Source organism: Microbacterium sp. NPDC089186 (assembly GCF_040685115.1).
In the GTDB taxonomy this organism is placed as follows: domain Bacteria; phylum Actinomycetota; class Actinomycetes; order Actinomycetales; family Microbacteriaceae; genus Microbacterium; species Microbacterium galbum.
In genome coordinates, this window is record NZ_JBFBHJ010000003.1 from 310,310 (window position 1) to 325,395 (window position 15,086).

Sequence of the window (15,086 nt, forward strand, 5' to 3'; positions counted from 1 at the left end):
CCCTCGCCGTTCATCACCGGCGGGTCATCGCTCCGGCACCGCCGGCCCCGTGTAGTCCGCGAGCAGCGGAGGAGGCAGCGGACCCTTGATGCGCCGACCCGAGCGGCTCTCCTCCCACGCGTGGGCGAGGATCCCGACGGAGCGCGCGAGGACGAAGAGTCCGCGCGCGAGCTCCGGCTCGACCCCGAGCTCGCCGTACACGATCGCCGAGATGCCGTCGATGTTCATCGGCACTCCGCGTGAGGCGAGCGCCCGTTCGATCGCGAGGCCGGCACGCAGATGGTCGCCGACGACGTCTCCCGATGCCGCGGCCTGCTCGACCAGCGCGAGCAGCGGATCCCGGCGCGGGTCGACGGGGTGGAAGCGATGCCCGAAGCCCGGCACGAACGCGCCGCGCGCGCGGTGCTGCGCGATCTCGTCGGTGGCGAGGTCGTCCCAGTTCCCGGCGCCCTCGCGGTGCGCGTCCACCATGCGGCCGAGCATCGCGACGCACTGCTGACCGGCGCCGCCGTGGGTGTCGCCGAGCACGTTGATGCCGTTCGCCATCGCCGAGTTGATGCCGACGCCGCAGGTGGCCGCCATGCGTGCGCTCGCGATCGACGGCGCCTGCGGTCCGTGATCGACACTGGCGACCAGGGTCGCCTCGAGGAGGTGCCGGCGCGCCGGCGCGAGGTCGCCACCGGTCACGAGCAGCCAGATCGTGTCGACGAAGCCCGTCGTGCCGATGAGGTCCTGCACCGGGCGACCGCGGAAGGCGATCTCCCCGGGCTGGATGCGGGTGATGGCGGTCGCCCACCAGGCGGTGACGGGGGCGAGCTGGTCGTCGGTCATACGGCGCCTTCCTCGTGCAGGGCGGCGATGTCGTCGGCGGAGTAGCCGAGCGCCGCCAGGATCTCGTCGGTGTGCTCGCCGAGCACGGGGGGCGGGGTGCGCGGGGTGGAGGGAGCCCCGTCGATGCGGATGCCGTTGCCGAGCACCCGCAACGGATCACCGCCGCCGCCCGGGAACGGCAGTTCGTGCACGAGCCCGCGATCGCGGATCTGCGGGCTCGCGAGCATCTGGTCCACGCGCAGGACCGCCGCGGCCGGGACCCCGGCCGAGCTCAGGAGGTCCTCCCACTCGGCCGCGGGCCGGGCCGCGAGGGCGCGTTCCAGCTCGGCCGTGAGGGCCGCCCGGTGGGTCTTGCGACTCTCGCGTTCGGCGAACCGCGGGTCGGTGCTGAGCTCCGCCCGATCGACGAGCGCGCACAGCGTCTCGAACTGCTCCTGCTTGTTCGCGGCGATGTTGAGCAGCCCGTCGCCGGTGGCGAAGGCGCCCGAGGGTGCCGCGGTGCCGTTGTCGTTGCCGAGCGGTCGCGGCTCGTGACCGTCGACGAGCAGGTTCGACACCACCCAGCCCATCGCGGTCACGGCGGTCTCGAGCATCGACACGTCGATGACGCTGCCGACCCCCGTTCGGGCCCGGCCGGCGAGGGCGCTCGACACGGCGAAGGCCGCGGCGAGCCCGCCGATGGTGTCGGCGAGGGGGAAGCCGGCGCGCAGCGGGCCGGTCTCCTCGGTCCCCGTGACGCTCATCATCCCCGAGTAGCCCTGGATGATCTGGTCGTAGGCCGGCTTCGTCCGCATCGGTCCGGTCTGGCCGAATCCGGAGATTTGGCACAGGATGAGGCGGGAGTTGAGGGCCTGCAGCTGCTCCCAGCCGAACCCGAGCCGCTCGAGCACCCCCGGCCGGAAGTTCTCCACGAGCACGTCGGCGGTCGCGACCAGCCGGCGCAGCGCCTGCGCGCCGCCCTCGGTCTTGAGATCGAGCGTGATCGACCGTTTCTGCGCGTTCTGGGCGAGGAAGGAGATGCCCAGGTGGCGCGCGTTCAGCTCGGCCGAGGTGCCGAGCCGTCGGGCCAGGTCGCCGCCGTGCGGGGTCTCGACCTTGATGACGTCGGCGCCCATCAGCGCGAGCTGGTACGCGGCATAGGGGCCCGCGAGCACGTTCGTCAGATCGAGGACCGTCACTCCGGCCAGCGGCCCGGGCGTCCCGGCATCCGTGTCGGTCATACCGCGGCCTTCGAACGGCGGGCCGAGCGGACGCGGGTGAAGACGACCCCGACGATCGCGACCGCGAGCACCGCATAGAGGGTGATCGAGATGGGGCTCGACACCAGGATGCCGGCATCCCCCTCGCTGACGGCCATCGCACGGCGGTACTCGGTCTCGGCGAGCGGTCCGAGGATGATCGCGATCAGCATCGGCGCGACGGGCAGCCCGTACCGGCGCATGAGGAAGCCGAGCAGGCCCACCACGAGCACGAGCACGAGGTCGAGGATCTTGCTGCTGGTGGCGTAGACGCCCAGCATCGCGAAGACCGTGATGCCGGCGTAGAGGTAGTGACGCGGCACCTTCAGCAGCTTCGCCCACAACGGCGCGAACGGGAGGTTGAGGATGAGCAGCACGACCATGCCGACGAAGAAGCTCGCCAGCAGAGCCCACACGAGGTCGGGCGCGCGGTCGAACAGCAGGGGCCCCGGCTGCAGTCCGTACTGCCGGAAGGCCGCGAGCAGGATCGCCGCGGTGGCCGAGGTCGGAAGGCCCAGCGCGAGCAGGGCGCCCATCGCCGTTCCGGCGGTGGCGTTGCCGGCCGCCTCGGGACCGGCGACACCCTGGATCGCTCCGCGTCCGAACATCGGCTTCTTGCGGCGACCGTCGAGCTTGCGCTCGGCGCCGTACGACAGGAACGTGGGCACCTCGGAGCCGCCGACGGGGATGATGCCGAACGGGATGCCGATCGCCGTGCCGCGCAGCCACGCGGGAAGCGCCTGCCGCAGCTCGCGGAACGACAGCCAGAGCCGGCCGGTCGAGGGCAGCAGCTTCGTCTCGTCGGGCGTGCCGCGTCGTGCGGCGACGCTGAACACCTCGCCCAGCGCCAGGAGCCCGACCGTGATCACGACGATGTCGATGCCGTCGAACAGTTCCGGCAGGCCGAAGGTGAAGCGCGAGGTGCCGGAGGCGCCGTCGATGCCGACGACCGAGATCGCCAGGCCGATCACCAGGGCCGCGAGACCGCGCACCACCGACTCGGTCACCACGGCGGAGATCGCCACGAACGCGAACACGGCGAGCGCGAGGTACTCGGCGGGGCCGAAGAGGGTCGCCAGCTCCGCCAGTCGCGGCGCGAAGAACACCACGAGGATGGATGCCACGATCCCACCGATGAAGGCGCCGATCGCCGAGGTGGCGAGCGCCTGCGCGGCGCGGCCGCTCTTGGCCATGCGGTGACCCTCGATCGAGCCCGCGATCGCGGTGCTGTTGCCGGGGGTGTTCATGAGGATGCCGGCGATCGAGTCGCCGAAGAGGCCGCCGAAGAGCACGCCGGCGAACATGATGAACGCGCCGATGGGGTCGAGCGAGAAGGTGACGGGCAGCAGCAGGGCGACGGCCATCGCCGAGCCGAGGCCCGGCAGCACACCGACCGCGGTCCCCAGAACGGCGCCGATGAGCACCCACAGCATGTTGATGGGGGTGAGGACGACGGCGAAGCCCTCCCCCAGGTTGACGAGCGCATCCATCAGAAGAGTCCCTCCAGGATTCCGGGCGGAAGATTGAGTCCGAGGCCGCCCGAGAAGGCGATCTGCACGAGGGCGGAGATCGCCAGCGACAGGAAGATGTCGAAGACCGGCCGGCGGCTGCCGAGCGCGCGCGCGATCCCCCAGAACAGGAACGCTCCCGAGAGCAGCCACCCCAGCGGGGTGAGCGCCGCGATGAAGACGACGACCGTCCCGACGGCGCCCAGCATGGCCCAGAGGTTGCTGCGGGGCCGCACGGCGGGCGCTTCGGGTTCGCGGCCCTCCACGGCGGCGAGGAGCGCCTCGTCGTCGACGTCGGCGTCATCGTCGGTGGCGCCGGCGTCGGCCACGTCGACCGGTTCGGGCCGGCGCAGGATGTCGACCGCGAGCAGCACCGCGAGCACGATCACGGCGACCGCGATGATCGTCGGGAACAGCTGCGGGCCCGGGGGTGCGGTGTTGGCCGGCACGGTCATCGTGATCGTTCCGATGATGAGCGCGACGCCGATGGCGAGCATCACCGCCGGGACGACGAGTCCGGAGCGGCGGCGCCAGAACCCGTCGGAGGTGCGGACGCGGTGGGTCCGCGGGATGGTGGGGATGACGCCGCTCACAGGCCCAGCTCCTCGATGATGGCGTTCACACGCGCTTGGTCCTGCTCGATGAAGTCGGCGAATTCGGAGCCGGTCAGCAGTGCGTCGCGCCAGCGGTTGCGCTCCATCACCTCGGTCCACTCGGGGGTCGCGGCCATCTCCTCGACGATCGCGACGAGCTCGTCGCGCTGCGCGTCGGTGATGCCGGGGGGTGCCACGAGTCCTCGCCAGTTCGGCAGGTTCACGTCGACGCCCTGCTCGATGAAGGTGGGGATGTCGATGCCGGGCACCGGCTCCTCGGCCGAGACGGCGAGGGCCCGGAGGCGTCCGGCCTCGATCTGATCGCTGAAGTCGTTGTAGCCGCTGACGCCGACCGCCACCGTGTTCGACAGCAGGGCGGTCAGCACTTCGCCTCCGCCGGCGTACGAGACGTAGTTGATCGCTCCGGGGTCGATGCCGGCGGCCTGCGCCGTCAGACCGGTGAGCAGATGGTCGGTGCCGCCGATGCCGCCGCCGCCGACGGCCTGGCCGTGCGGGTCGGCACGCCAGGCCTGGATGAAGTCGTCGAGGTTCTGGAAGGGCGAGTTCGCGGGCACGATGAAGACGATGTAGTCCTCGGCGAGCCGGGCGATCGGGGTCGTGTCGCCCAGGGTCGCCTCCGATCCGTTGACCGTGATCGCGCCCTCCATGACCGTGCCGGTCATCATGAGGTTCGTCGGATCGTCGCCGAGCTGAGTGAATTGGCCGAGACCGATCGTGCCGCCGGCTCCGGGGACGTTCACCACCTGCACGTTGTTCACGACCGAGGTCGAGCGCAGGACCTGCTGCGACTCGCGGGAGGCGAGGTCCCACCCCCCGCCGGGTGCGGCCGGGGCCATGATGGTCAGCTTGGCGCGGGGGTCTACTCCGGCGGTCGAGCCGCTGGCATTCACTGCGGCCACGCCGACGAGCGCCGCGGTGGCGGCGATCCCGAGGGCGTTCCACAGGACGCGTCTGGTTCTCACGTCGTCACTCCTTCGTGAAGATGTCAGGTGTCCATCTAGTGGACTCCGGTGTCCACCAGACGGTACACTCGGGACCGAGCAGGTGCAACCGGCGCACCGCGGAGGGGAGCGACCGTGTCCACCGTGACCGAGGCATCCGAGCGTTCTGCTTCCGAGGGAGGGGGCGTGCGCGCCGTCGCCCGCGCGTTCGAGGTGCTGCAGTGCTTCACCGCGGCCCGGCCCGTGCTCTCGCTCGCCGAGATCGTCCGCGAGAGCGGGCTCCCGCGCACCACGGTGCTGCGCCTGATCGACACCCTCGTCGGCGAGCGGATGCTGCGGCACGCTGCCGACGGACGCATCACGGTGGGGGCGCGCCTGATCCGTCTGGCGGCGTTCGCCGAGGCCGCGTGGGCCGTCCCCGACGAGACCGCCGACCGCATGACGCGGCTCGCCCAGGAGACCGGCGAGACCGCGAGCCTCTACGCGCGCAGCGGCCTGCGGCGCGTAGCCGTCGGGCAGTCGCCCAGCCCCTACTCGCTCCGCCACGTCGTCCAGGTCGGCGACGAGATGCCGCTCGTGCTCGGAGCCGCCTCGACGCTCCTCGTGGCGGCGAGCGGGCCGGACGCCGCCGACCACGTCCTCGAGGCGCTTCCCGCGGCCGAGCGGTCCGCCGTCGACGTCGCCTCCTTCCGCGCCGCGGTCCACGACGCCCGTCGCGACGGGTACGCCGTCTCGCACGGCGCACGGGAGCCGGGGAACAGCGGCGTCGCGGTCATCGTGCGCGAGGGCGACGAGCGCCGACCGGCGGTCGTGCTCGGGCTCGGCGGACCCACCGCGCGCTTCACCGAGGAACGGGTGCCCGTGTTCCTCGACGCGTTGACGGCGGCGGCCGCCGACATCCGGCGCACCGGCCTGCCCGCCGCCCTGGACTGACCCCCTTCCCGATCGAGAGGACCGCCCGATGACGAGCACGATCCCCGACAGCACCGTCTACCCGCCTCCGGGCGCCTACGCCGCCGCGACCGTCGGCGATGCGATGGAGCGCTTCGGGGTCGCCCGCGGCGTCTCCCCCCTGTGGGAGGGGGCGGTCGTGTCCGGACCCGCGGCCACGCTCCTCACCCGCCCCGGTGACAACAAGGGCGTGCACGCGGCGTTCGAGCAGATCCGCGCGGGCGAGGTCCTCGTCGTCGACGGCGGGGCGGATGAGACGCGCGCGCTCATCGGCGAACTCGTCGCCGAGAAGGCCAAGGCGCTGGGCGTCGCCGGCATCGTGCTCGACGGGGCCGCCCGCGATGCGGTCGAGCTCCGCGAGGTGGGGGTGCCGGTCTTCGCCCGCGCGGTGACGCCCGCGGGGCCGTGGAAGACCGGCCCCTACCGCCTCGGCGGCGTCGTCACCGTGGGCGGGGTTCCCGTGGCGCCGGGCGATTGGGTCGTCGGCGATGCCGACGGGATCACGATCGTCCCTCGCGAGCGCATCGCCGAGGTCATGTCCGCCGCCGACGCCCTGGTGCGCGCAGAGGCCGACCGCCGCAGCGCCAACCGCGCCCTGGTGCCGCGTGTCTGAGGTGGCAACCGCCCGCCCGCTCATCTGGATCCCCCGAGAGGTGCACCCCGACGCGATCGGCGAGCTCGAGACGTGGGCGGAGGTCCGCCGAGGCTGGGGGCAGGATGCCGCGACCGAGGCCGACATCGCGCCGCTTGCACAGGGCGTGCTCCTGCGCACCGCCCGGATGGATGCCGGACAGCTGAGCCGGATGCCACGGCTGCGCATCGTCGCGCGGCACGGCGTCGGCACCGACACCGTGGACACCGCCTTCGCCCGGGAGCACGGCATCCGGGTCACGACGACACCCGAAGCGAACGTGCTCTCGGTCGCCGAGCACGCGATCGCCCTGCTCATGGCGGTGCGGCGCGGTATCGGGGCCGCGGCCGCAGGTACCGCCGACCGTGACGCCCTGGTCGGGGCCGAACTGAGCGGCTCGACGCTCGGGCTCATCGGCTACGGCCGGATCGCACGCCGCGTCGCGCGGATCGCCCAGGGAGGCTTCGGCGTGCGCATCCTCGCGTTCGATCCCGCCGTGCCCGACGACGTCGTCCGCGCCGACGGCTCCGACCCGCGTGCCCTCGACGAACTGCTCGCCGAGTCCGACGCGGTCAGCGTGCACGTCCCCCTCGTCCCCGCGACGCGAGGGCTGCTCGGCGCCGCGCAGTTCCGACGCATGCGCTCTCACGCGGTCGTGGTGAACACTTCTCGCGGCGGGGTCGTCGACGAGGACGCCCTCGCCACCGCGCTCGACGCCGGGGAGGTGGGCGGAGCGGGCCTCGACGTCTCCGAAGTCGAGCCGATGCCCGCCGACCACCCGCTGCGCGATCGGGCGAACGTGGTGGTCACCCCTCACATCGGCGGGCAGACGCGCGAGGCGATGCGTCGCGTGGCCATGGAGGCCGCCGCCTCCCTCCGGGCCGAGCTGGCGCCGTAGTCGGTCACGCCGTCGGCGCGTCGACCGCACCGCCGAAGCGGCGATCGCGCGAGAGGTAGAGCCCGATGGCATCCCACAGGTGCGTGCGGCGGAAGTCGGGCCAGAGCGTGTCGAGGAACACCATCTCGGCGTACGCGGACTCCCACAGCAGGAAGTTCGAGGTGCGCTGCTCGCCACTGGAGCGCACGAACAGATCCACGTCGGGCATGTCGGGCTGGTAGAGGTTCTTGCGGATGAGCTTCTCGGTCACGGCCGACGGCTTGAGCTTCCCGGCCGCGATGTCGTCGCCGATCCGGCGCATGGCATCCACGATCTCCACACGCCCGCCGTAGTTGACGCACATGGTCAGCGTCAGAGTCGAGTTGCCCTCGGTGAGTCGTTCGGCGTGCTGCAGTTCCTTGATGACCGAGCCCCACAGGCGCGGCTTACGACCCGACCAGCGGATGCGCACGCCCCACTCGTTCAGCTGATCGCGACGACGGTGCAGGACCTCGCGGTTGAAGCCCATGAGGAAGCGCACCTCATCGGGAGAACGCGACCAGTTCTCGGTCGAGAAGGCGTACACCGACAGGTGCTTCACCCCGGCCTGGATGGCTCCCGCGACCACGTCGAGCAGCGCGGCCTCTCCCGCGCGGTGACCCTCGACGCGCGTGAGCCCCTGGCGGTTGGCCCAGCGGCCGTTGCCGTCCATGACGATCGCGACATGCTCGGGCACGGCCCCCTTGGGGTAGCTGGGCGGGTACTCGCCCGTCCAGTCGAGGGGGCGGTACGGCACGGCGTCGCGGTGCGTGAACGGCTTCGGTGTCATCGATGCGACTCCAGGTGCGAGAGGGAACGGATGCCGCGCTCCAGGTGGAACTGCGCGTACGCGGCCACGAGGCCCGAGGCGGCGGCCACCGTGCGGCCGGGGGCGGTGTCGATGGTCTCCCACTCCCCCGCCATGAGCGCGCGGAGCATGTCGACGGTGTCGCGCGCGACGCGCGGCGAGCCCGCGGGCGCGCACGTCGAGCAGACGACGCCGCCGAGCTGGGCGAGGAAGTAATCGTGGTCGCCGATCGTGCCGCAGCGCGCGCACTCCGTGAGCCCCGGCGCCCAGCCCGAGAGGGCCATGGCGCGCAGGAGGTACGAGTCGAGCACGCTCCGCTCGGAATGCTCACCGCGCGCCAGGGAACGCAGTCCACCGACCAGCAGCAGATACTGCTGGGGCGTCGCCTCGGCCTCATTGAGACGATCGGCGGTCTCGACCATGGCGCTGGCCGTGGTGTACACGTCGTAGTTCGCCACGATCTCGGCTCCGTACGAGCCGAGCGACTCGGCCTGCTGCACGATGTCGAGGTTGCGGCCCTTGAACAGCTGCACGTCGGCGACCATGAAGGGCTCGAGGCGCGAGCCGAACTTCGACGACGTCCGCCGCACGCCCTTCGCGACCGCGCGGATCTTTCCGTTGCGGCGGCTGAGGAGGGTGAGGATGCGGTCCGCCTCCCCGAGCTTGTGGGTACGCAGGACCACGACTTCGTCGCGGTAGGTGGGCACAGTCCATTATCCGTCCGCGCACCCGTGAGCGGCCTGCGCGACGCGCCTCCCCCACCCGCCCAGGCACGGGCCGGAGAATGGATGCCGTGGACTCCCCGACCTTCGTCATCCCCCTGTGGGCCGACCTGACCGCCGTCGCGCTCGGCGGCGTCCAGGGAGCCCTCTTCGCCTCGGGGTTCCAGGGCCAGCGCCGGCTCGATCTGCTCGGGGTGGCGATCATCGGCATCCTGCTCGGGATGGGCGGGGGTCTCATCCGCGACCTGCTGCTGGGTCTCACGCCGGCCACGCTGCAGAGCAACTGGTACCTCATCACCGCGACGCTCGCCTCGATCGTGGGCATGCTGCTGTCGGGGATCTTCCAGCGACTCAACCGCGCGATCGTGATGCTCGACGCCGTCGTGATCGGCCTCTTCGGCGCCTTCGGCACCTCGAAGGCGCTGGCCCTGGGGATGCCCGCGGTACCCGCCATCTTCGTGGGGGTGCTGGCCGCGGCCGGCGGCAGCGTGCTCCGCGACGTGCTGATGGGCCTGCCGGTGGCGATCATGCACGTGGGCTCGCTCTACGCCGTGGCTGCGGGCGGCGGATGCGTCGTGTTGGCGACGACCGCCGCCTTCGGCGTGCCGCTGCCGATCGCCGCGGTGATCGGTGTGGTGGTGACGACCGTCATCCGCGTGCTCGCCGTGCTGTTCGACCTCTCGCTGCCCGAGCAGCGCAAGCTCTACCGCCGCAAGGTCGCGGTCGAGACCACCGGCATCCCCATCATCCGCACCGACGAGTGACCGCGCGAGTCGCCGCGATTCGTCGCCTCGGGCGGGCGCGCGGCGACGAATCCCGGCGACTCACCCGTCGAGGACGACCTCGTCGCCGACGCGGATCGTTCCGCCCGCCGCGACGGGGAGCAACAGGATGCCGAGGGTCGGCTCGTGCTGACCGAACTCGCCGGTCAGCACGCGGAGCAGGCGCGCGTCGCGCACGCCGGTGTCGGGGTTCGCGGTGATCGCCGCGCACCGCTCGATCGGCTTCTGCACCTCGAACTCGACCTCGCCGATCCGCACGCGACCGCGCCACGTGAGCTCTTCCCACGGGGCAGCGCCCGAGACGACGATGTTCGAGCGGAACCGGCGATCGTCGACGGGCGCCGGCACCGCGGCATCCAGGTCGGACACCGAGGGCGCTCCATGCAGCGAGATGTACCCGCGGGGCCGGTCCTGGAAGCGTGCCGTCACCCCGTCTCCGAGCAGTCCCAGGGGCAGGATGCCGTCGGCCTCGAGCAGCTTCGCATCGCTCGTCGAGCGCAGGTAGGCCGTGACCGCCTCGCTGAGCCGCGCACGGCCCTCGTCGCTCAGATCGGCGGTCACGTCGATGTCGTCGACGCGCAGTCGCAGCGTCCGCGCCTCATCGTCGAAGGTGAGCTCCACGCGCGCCAGCGTGGGGAACGACATGAGCGCGAGTCCGCGGCTCTTCGGGAAGGTGGCATCCGCCGGCTCGAGGGCATCGGCGAAGCGGAAAACGAGCGAGCGATCGCCCTGCACGCGACCGTCGTCCTGGACGACGAGACTGTCGCGCTTCTCGGGCGTGAAGCCCTTGACGGGGTAGCGGTAGAGGGCGTCGACGCGGATCACATCGCTCATCCTCGCATCCACGCCCTCCACCGCCGTCACCACCGCGCGAGCACCTCGCCGTGCGGCAGCAGGATCCACCCGTCGGGGTGCGCGGCCCACTCCCGCCACGCGTCCGAGATGCGCTGCAGGGTCGCCCCATCCGCGAGGCCCAGTCGCCTGGCGTGCCCCGCGAACGCCGAGGCGAGTACACGGTCGGCCCACATGCCGCCCCACCAGGCGCGCTTCTCCGGCGTGTCGAACACCCACACGCTCGCGCTCGCCTCGACGCGCGAGAACCCGGCTTCGCGCGCCCACGCCTTCAGCACGCGCCCCGCGTCGGGTTCTCCCGACGACCCGCGGTGCACGCCGTGGTAGATCTCGAGCCATTCGTCGAGGGCGGGGATGAGCGGATGCCAGATCACCCCGCCGTAGTCGACGTCGCGCACCGCCACCAGGCCGTCGGGTCCCGCGACGCGGCGGAACTCCCGCAGGGCGTCGACGGGCCGCTCGAGATGCTGGAGCACCTGATGGGCGTGGACGATGTCGAACGAGGCGTCGGGCACGTCGAGGGCGTAGGCGTCGCCGGTGCGGAAGGTCACGTTCGTGCGCTCGCCGGCGGCGGCGCGGGCGATCTCGACGACGTCGGAGGCGGCATCCACCCCGACGACCTCACCCGGGAAGACCCGGTCGGCGAGGTCGACGGTGATGGTGCCGGGGCCGGCGCCCACATCGAGGATGCGGGTGCCGGCCGACAGCGAAGACACCAGGTACGCCGCCGAGTCGGCGACGGTGCGCGCGGCGTGGGAACGCAGCACGCTCTCGTGGTGTCCGTGGGCGTAGGCCACGGCCGGAGGCTCCGGTCGGGTCAGACGCCCGCGAGGGCGCCGGTGGCCTGACGCGTGCGGATCGCGCGGTTGACGCCCGACACGATCGCCTTCAGCGACGCCGTCGAGATGTCGCCGTCGATCCCCACGCCCCACAGGCGCTGATCGTCGACCTGCAGCTCGACGTAGGCCGCGGCCTGCGCGTCGCCGCCGGAGCTGAGGGCGTGCTCGACGTAGTCGTACAGGGTCACGTCGAACCCCTGCGAACGGACGATCTCGAGGAACGCGGCGACCGGACCGTTGCCCACGGCCGAGGCCGGGTGCGTGGTGTCGCCGTCGCGCAGCGAGACGTCGAGGTGCACATCGCCCGACATGTCGCTCGAGGAGCGGGTCGAGAGCAGCTCGAAGCGGCCCCAGCGCTGGTCGTCGTCGGTCGCGGGCAGGTACTCGTCGGTGAAGATGTCCCAGATCTGGGCGCTCGAGACCTCTCCGCCCTCGGCGTCGGTGCGCGCCTGCACGACCCCCGAGAACTCGATCTGGAGCTTGCGCGGCAGGTCGATCGCGTGGTCGGCCTTCAGCAGGTAGGCGACGCCGCCCTTGCCCGACTGCGAGTTGACGCGGATGACGGCCTCGTAGGAGCGGCCCAGGTCCTTCGGGTCGATCGGCAGGTACGGCACCGCCCACTCGATCTCGTCGATCGTCTTGCCCTCGGCCGTCGCGCGAGCCTCCATCGCCTCGAAGCCCTTCTTGATGGCATCCTGATGCGAACCGCTGAACGCGGTGAAGACCAGGTCGCCGGCCCAGGGGCTGCGCTCGGGGACGGGCAGCTGGTTGCAGTACTCGACGGTGCGCTTGACCTGGTCGATGTCGCTGAAGTCGATCTGCGGGTCGATGCCCTGCGTCAGCAGGTTGATGCCCAGGGCCACCAGGTCGACGTTGCCGGTGCGCTCGCCGTTGCCGAACAGGCACCCCTCGATGCGGTCGGCGCCGGCCATGTAGCCCAGCTCGGCGGCGGCCACCGCCGTGCCGCGGTCGTTGTGCGGGTGCAGCGACAGGATGACGTTCTCGCGGTGGTCGAGGTTCCGCGACATCCACTCGATGGAATCGGCGTAGACGTTGGGCGTGGCCATCTCGACGGTGGCGGGGAGGTTCAGGATGACCTTGCGCTCGGCCGTCGGCTGGAAGACCTCGAGCACCTCGTTGCAGATGCGCAGCGCGAAGGCGAGCTCGGTGCCCGTGTAGCTCTCGGGCGAGTACTCGTAATAGACCTCGGTCTGCGGGATCGTCGCCTCGTACTTCTTGCACAGGCGCGCGCCCTCGAGCGCGATGTCGACGATGCCCTGCTCATCGGTGCGGAACACGACCTCGCGCTGCAGCACGCTCGTGGAGTTGTACAGGTGCACGATGGCCTGCTTCGCGCCGGCGATCGCCTCGTACGTGCGGGCGATGAGGTGCTCGCGCGCCTGCGTCAGCACCTGGATCGTGACGTCGTCGGGGATGAGTTCTTCTTCGATCAGCTGGCGGACGAAGTCGAAGTCGGTCTGGCTGGCGCTGGGGAAGCCGACCTCGATCTCCTTGAAGCCCATCTTCACCAGCAGGTCGAACATGACCCGCTTGCGCTCGGGGCTCATCGGATCGATCAGGGCCTGGTTGCCGTCGCGCAGATCCACGGCGCACCAGCGCGGTGCGACCTCGATGCGCTTGCTCGGCCACGTGCGCTCGGGCAGGTCGACCCGGATCTGCTCGTGGAAGGGACGGTACTTGTGCACCGGAGCGGACGTGGGCTTCTGGGTGTTCTTCATGATGTGTCGCTTCTTTAGATTCGTTCGGTGGGGCCGACGACGATCTCCGCGACGAGGAAGGCCCTTAGAACGAGGACTCGTCGCGGCAGCTAAGAAGAAGAAGGCCACCGAAGCGCATGGAGCGATCGTAGCAGCCCCGCACCGCGGCCTCCGCCGCGTCCGCGTCGCGAGCCGCCGACGTCAGGCCGCGGGCGCTGCCCACTCGCGCGTCAGCACGGCGTACACGAGCAGGTCGCCCCAGCGCCCCTTGAACCATTCCTTCTCGACGAAATGCGCCTCCCGGCGCATGCCGAGGCGTTCGGCGAGCGCAACCGAGCGGGCGTTGTCAGGATCGATCCGGGCCTCCACCCGCCGCAGACCGTAGACGCCGAAGGCGGTGTCGATGAGAGCGCGCACCGCGGCGGTGGCGAGCCCCCGGCCGGATGCCCCCGGGCTCACGACCCAGCCGATCTCGGCGGATCCCGCGTCCGTGTCGAGGTGGAACAGCACGAGGTCGCCGATGACGGCGCCCTCGCTCTCGATGACCAGGACGACACCGCCGCGCTCGCCGTCCAGGCTCGTCCCGCCGAACAGATGCCCGATGCGGCGCCGGATGTCGTCGGGCGACTGCGGGTCGAACGGGAGGAACCGGCACACCTCGGCGTCGCCGCGGTAGCCGGCCATGGCCTCGAGGTCGCGCTCCTCGAAAGGGCGCAGGCGCACGCGCTCCCCCGTCACCTCGAGGGTCTCGGGCGCGGGCGGCAGGGCGAACGGCGACGTGCTCACGGCAGGAGGGCGACCTTGCCGCCGGGGTGCCCGGTCATGACGAAGCGCACGGCCTCGACCGCCTCGGCGAGCGGGTACGTGCGGGCGAGGGGAACCTCCAGGGCCCCGGATGCCGCGAGCTCCAGCACCCGAGCGCGGGCGATGTCGCGGAAACGGGCGCTCTCCGGGCGGGCTCCGGCGATCCACAGGAAGCCGTCGGCCTTCGCGCGATCGGGCGAGACGATGGTGACGATGCGGTCGCGTTCCGAAACCAGCTCGAGCGAGACGTCGATGGCCTCGTCGGTCCCCGCCGCGTCCCAGGCGGCGACGATCGCCGCTCCCTCCGCCGCGGCTTCGACGCGCTCGCGCAGCCCGTCGCCGTAGGCCACCGGGATCCCGCCGTAGCGACGAACGCGCTCGGCCGAGTCGTCGGCATCCGCCCCGACCGTGCCGATCACGCGGACGCCGAGTTCGCGCGCCTGCTGCAGCAGGCTCACCCCGACGGCGCCGGAGGCGGCGTGCAGCAGCACCGTCTCGCCCTCGACGACCCGGGTGACCTGGATCATCTCGGCCGCCGTGGTTCCGGCGAGCAGCAGGTTGGCCGCCTCGGGATGCGAGAGGCCCGCAGGCTTCGCGAAGACGTCGCGGGCGGGCACGGTGAGGTCGGTCGCGTAGGCGCCCTGCACCCGGAACGCCACGACCTCGTCGCCGACCGCGAGCTCTCCCGAGCCGCCGACCGCGCCATCGCCGACCGCGGTGATCTCACCCGACAGCTCGTACCCGATCGGCACCGGGAACGTCGCGCCGGGGCGCTGCGTCGCGACGTGCTTCGCGTCGGCCGGGTTGATGCCGGCCGCGCGCACGCGGATCGTCACCTCGCCCGGCCCGGGGGCGGCGACGTCGACCTCGTCGAAGCTCCACGTCTCGATGGGCCCCGGAGCCGGAGCCGTCCACCTCTTCGCCATGCCTG

Annotated in this window: 16 protein-coding genes; 4 read left to right on the forward strand and 12 right to left on the reverse strand. The window is 71.7% G+C overall.

Going from position 1 to position 15,086, the window contains the following annotated elements; all coding sequences use genetic code 11:
- Positions 1-24: 24 nt before the first annotated feature.
- The 5 genes from AB0N82_RS11695 to AB0N82_RS11715 are packed head-to-tail and all read right to left on the reverse strand — an operon-like array spanning position 25 to position 5,153.
- Positions 25-831 carry a citryl-CoA lyase gene (locus AB0N82_RS11695; protein ID WP_315995646.1) on the reverse strand — a complete coding sequence of 269 codons (807 nt, stop codon included), beginning with the start codon at positions 829-831 and terminating at the stop codon, positions 25-27.
- A complete protein-coding gene (locus AB0N82_RS11700; RefSeq protein WP_315995645.1) occupies positions 828-2,051 on the reverse strand; it encodes a CoA transferase in 1,224 nt (407 codons plus the stop codon). Before AB0N82_RS11700 ends, AB0N82_RS11695 begins: the two co-directional genes overlap by 4 nt.
- On the reverse strand, positions 2,048-3,559 hold the full coding sequence (locus tag AB0N82_RS11705) for a tripartite tricarboxylate transporter permease (protein WP_315995644.1): 1,512 nt from the start codon (positions 3,557-3,559) through the stop codon (positions 2,048-2,050). Before AB0N82_RS11705 ends, AB0N82_RS11700 begins: the two co-directional genes overlap by 4 nt.
- On the reverse strand, positions 3,559-4,170 hold the full coding sequence (locus AB0N82_RS11710; RefSeq protein WP_315995643.1) for a tripartite tricarboxylate transporter TctB family protein: 612 nt from the start codon (positions 4,168-4,170) through the stop codon (positions 3,559-3,561). The genes AB0N82_RS11705 and AB0N82_RS11710 overlap by 1 nt, the downstream gene beginning before the upstream one ends.
- Positions 4,167-5,153, reverse strand: a complete 987-nt coding sequence (locus AB0N82_RS11715) for a tripartite tricarboxylate transporter substrate-binding protein (RefSeq protein WP_363391772.1) — start codon at positions 5,151-5,153, stop codon at positions 4,167-4,169. The genes AB0N82_RS11710 and AB0N82_RS11715 overlap by 4 nt, the downstream gene beginning before the upstream one ends.
- Before the next feature lie 114 nt (positions 5,154-5,267).
- Here AB0N82_RS11715 and AB0N82_RS11720 point away from each other — a divergent pair, with 114 nt between their 5' ends.
- Genes AB0N82_RS11720 through AB0N82_RS11730 form a run of 3 tightly spaced genes read left to right on the forward strand, consistent with a single transcriptional unit; the run spans position 5,268 to position 7,612 of the window.
- The gene (locus AB0N82_RS11720; protein WP_363391774.1) at positions 5,268-6,065 is read left to right on the forward strand and encodes an IclR family transcriptional regulator; all 798 of its coding nucleotides are present in this window, start codon (positions 5,268-5,270) and stop codon (positions 6,063-6,065) included.
- 28 nt (positions 6,066-6,093) lie between these two features.
- Positions 6,094-6,696: a methyltransferase gene (locus tag AB0N82_RS11725; RefSeq protein ID WP_363391776.1), complete on the forward strand. Its 603-nt coding sequence runs from the start codon at positions 6,094-6,096 to the stop codon at positions 6,694-6,696.
- Entirely contained in the window at positions 6,689-7,612 is a 924-nt protein-coding gene (locus AB0N82_RS11730) for an NAD(P)-dependent oxidoreductase (protein ID WP_363391778.1), read from the forward strand. The genes AB0N82_RS11725 and AB0N82_RS11730 overlap by 8 nt, the downstream gene beginning before the upstream one ends.
- A gap of 4 nt (positions 7,613-7,616) precedes the next feature.
- Here the strand turns inward: AB0N82_RS11730 and AB0N82_RS11735 are convergent, their stop codons facing one another.
- The gene (locus tag AB0N82_RS11735; protein WP_315995638.1) at positions 7,617-8,420 is read right to left on the reverse strand and encodes an isoprenyl transferase; all 804 of its coding nucleotides are present in this window, start codon (positions 8,418-8,420) and stop codon (positions 7,617-7,619) included.
- Complete coding sequence (recO, locus tag AB0N82_RS11740) at positions 8,417-9,145, reverse strand: DNA repair protein RecO (RefSeq protein ID WP_315995637.1); 729 nt, start codon at positions 9,143-9,145, stop codon at positions 8,417-8,419. Before recO ends, AB0N82_RS11735 begins: the two co-directional genes overlap by 4 nt.
- 86 nt (positions 9,146-9,231) lie before the next feature.
- On the opposite strand from recO, the gene AB0N82_RS11745 reads away from it, so the two are divergent.
- The gene (locus AB0N82_RS11745; RefSeq protein WP_363391780.1) at positions 9,232-9,924 is read left to right on the forward strand and encodes a TRIC cation channel family protein; all 693 of its coding nucleotides are present in this window, start codon (positions 9,232-9,234) and stop codon (positions 9,922-9,924) included.
- 60 nt (positions 9,925-9,984) lie between these two features.
- Here AB0N82_RS11745 and AB0N82_RS11750 read toward each other — a convergent pair whose 3' ends face one another.
- The 5 genes from AB0N82_RS11750 to AB0N82_RS11770 all read right to left on the reverse strand — a co-directional run bounded on the left by AB0N82_RS11750 (position 9,985) and on the right by AB0N82_RS11770 (position 15,081).
- A complete protein-coding gene (locus AB0N82_RS11750; RefSeq protein ID WP_363391782.1) occupies positions 9,985-10,776 on the reverse strand; it encodes an MOSC domain-containing protein in 792 nt (263 codons plus the stop codon).
- Between the two features lie 26 nt (positions 10,777-10,802).
- Positions 10,803-11,591: a methyltransferase domain-containing protein gene (locus AB0N82_RS11755; protein WP_363391784.1), complete on the reverse strand. Its 789-nt coding sequence runs from the start codon at positions 11,589-11,591 to the stop codon at positions 10,803-10,805.
- 20 nt (positions 11,592-11,611) lie between these two features.
- Positions 11,612-13,372, reverse strand: coding sequence for a 2-isopropylmalate synthase (leuA, locus tag AB0N82_RS11760; RefSeq protein WP_363391786.1), 1,761 nt, complete (start codon positions 13,370-13,372; stop codon positions 11,612-11,614).
- A 180-nt stretch (positions 13,373-13,552) separates the two neighbouring features.
- Positions 13,553-14,137, reverse strand: coding sequence for a GNAT family protein (locus AB0N82_RS11765; RefSeq protein WP_363391788.1), 585 nt, complete (start codon positions 14,135-14,137; stop codon positions 13,553-13,555).
- A complete protein-coding gene (locus AB0N82_RS11770) occupies positions 14,134-15,081 on the reverse strand; it encodes an NADP-dependent oxidoreductase (protein ID WP_363391790.1) in 948 nt (315 codons plus the stop codon). The genes AB0N82_RS11765 and AB0N82_RS11770 overlap by 4 nt, the downstream gene beginning before the upstream one ends.
- Between the last annotated feature and the right edge of the window lie 5 nt (positions 15,082-15,086).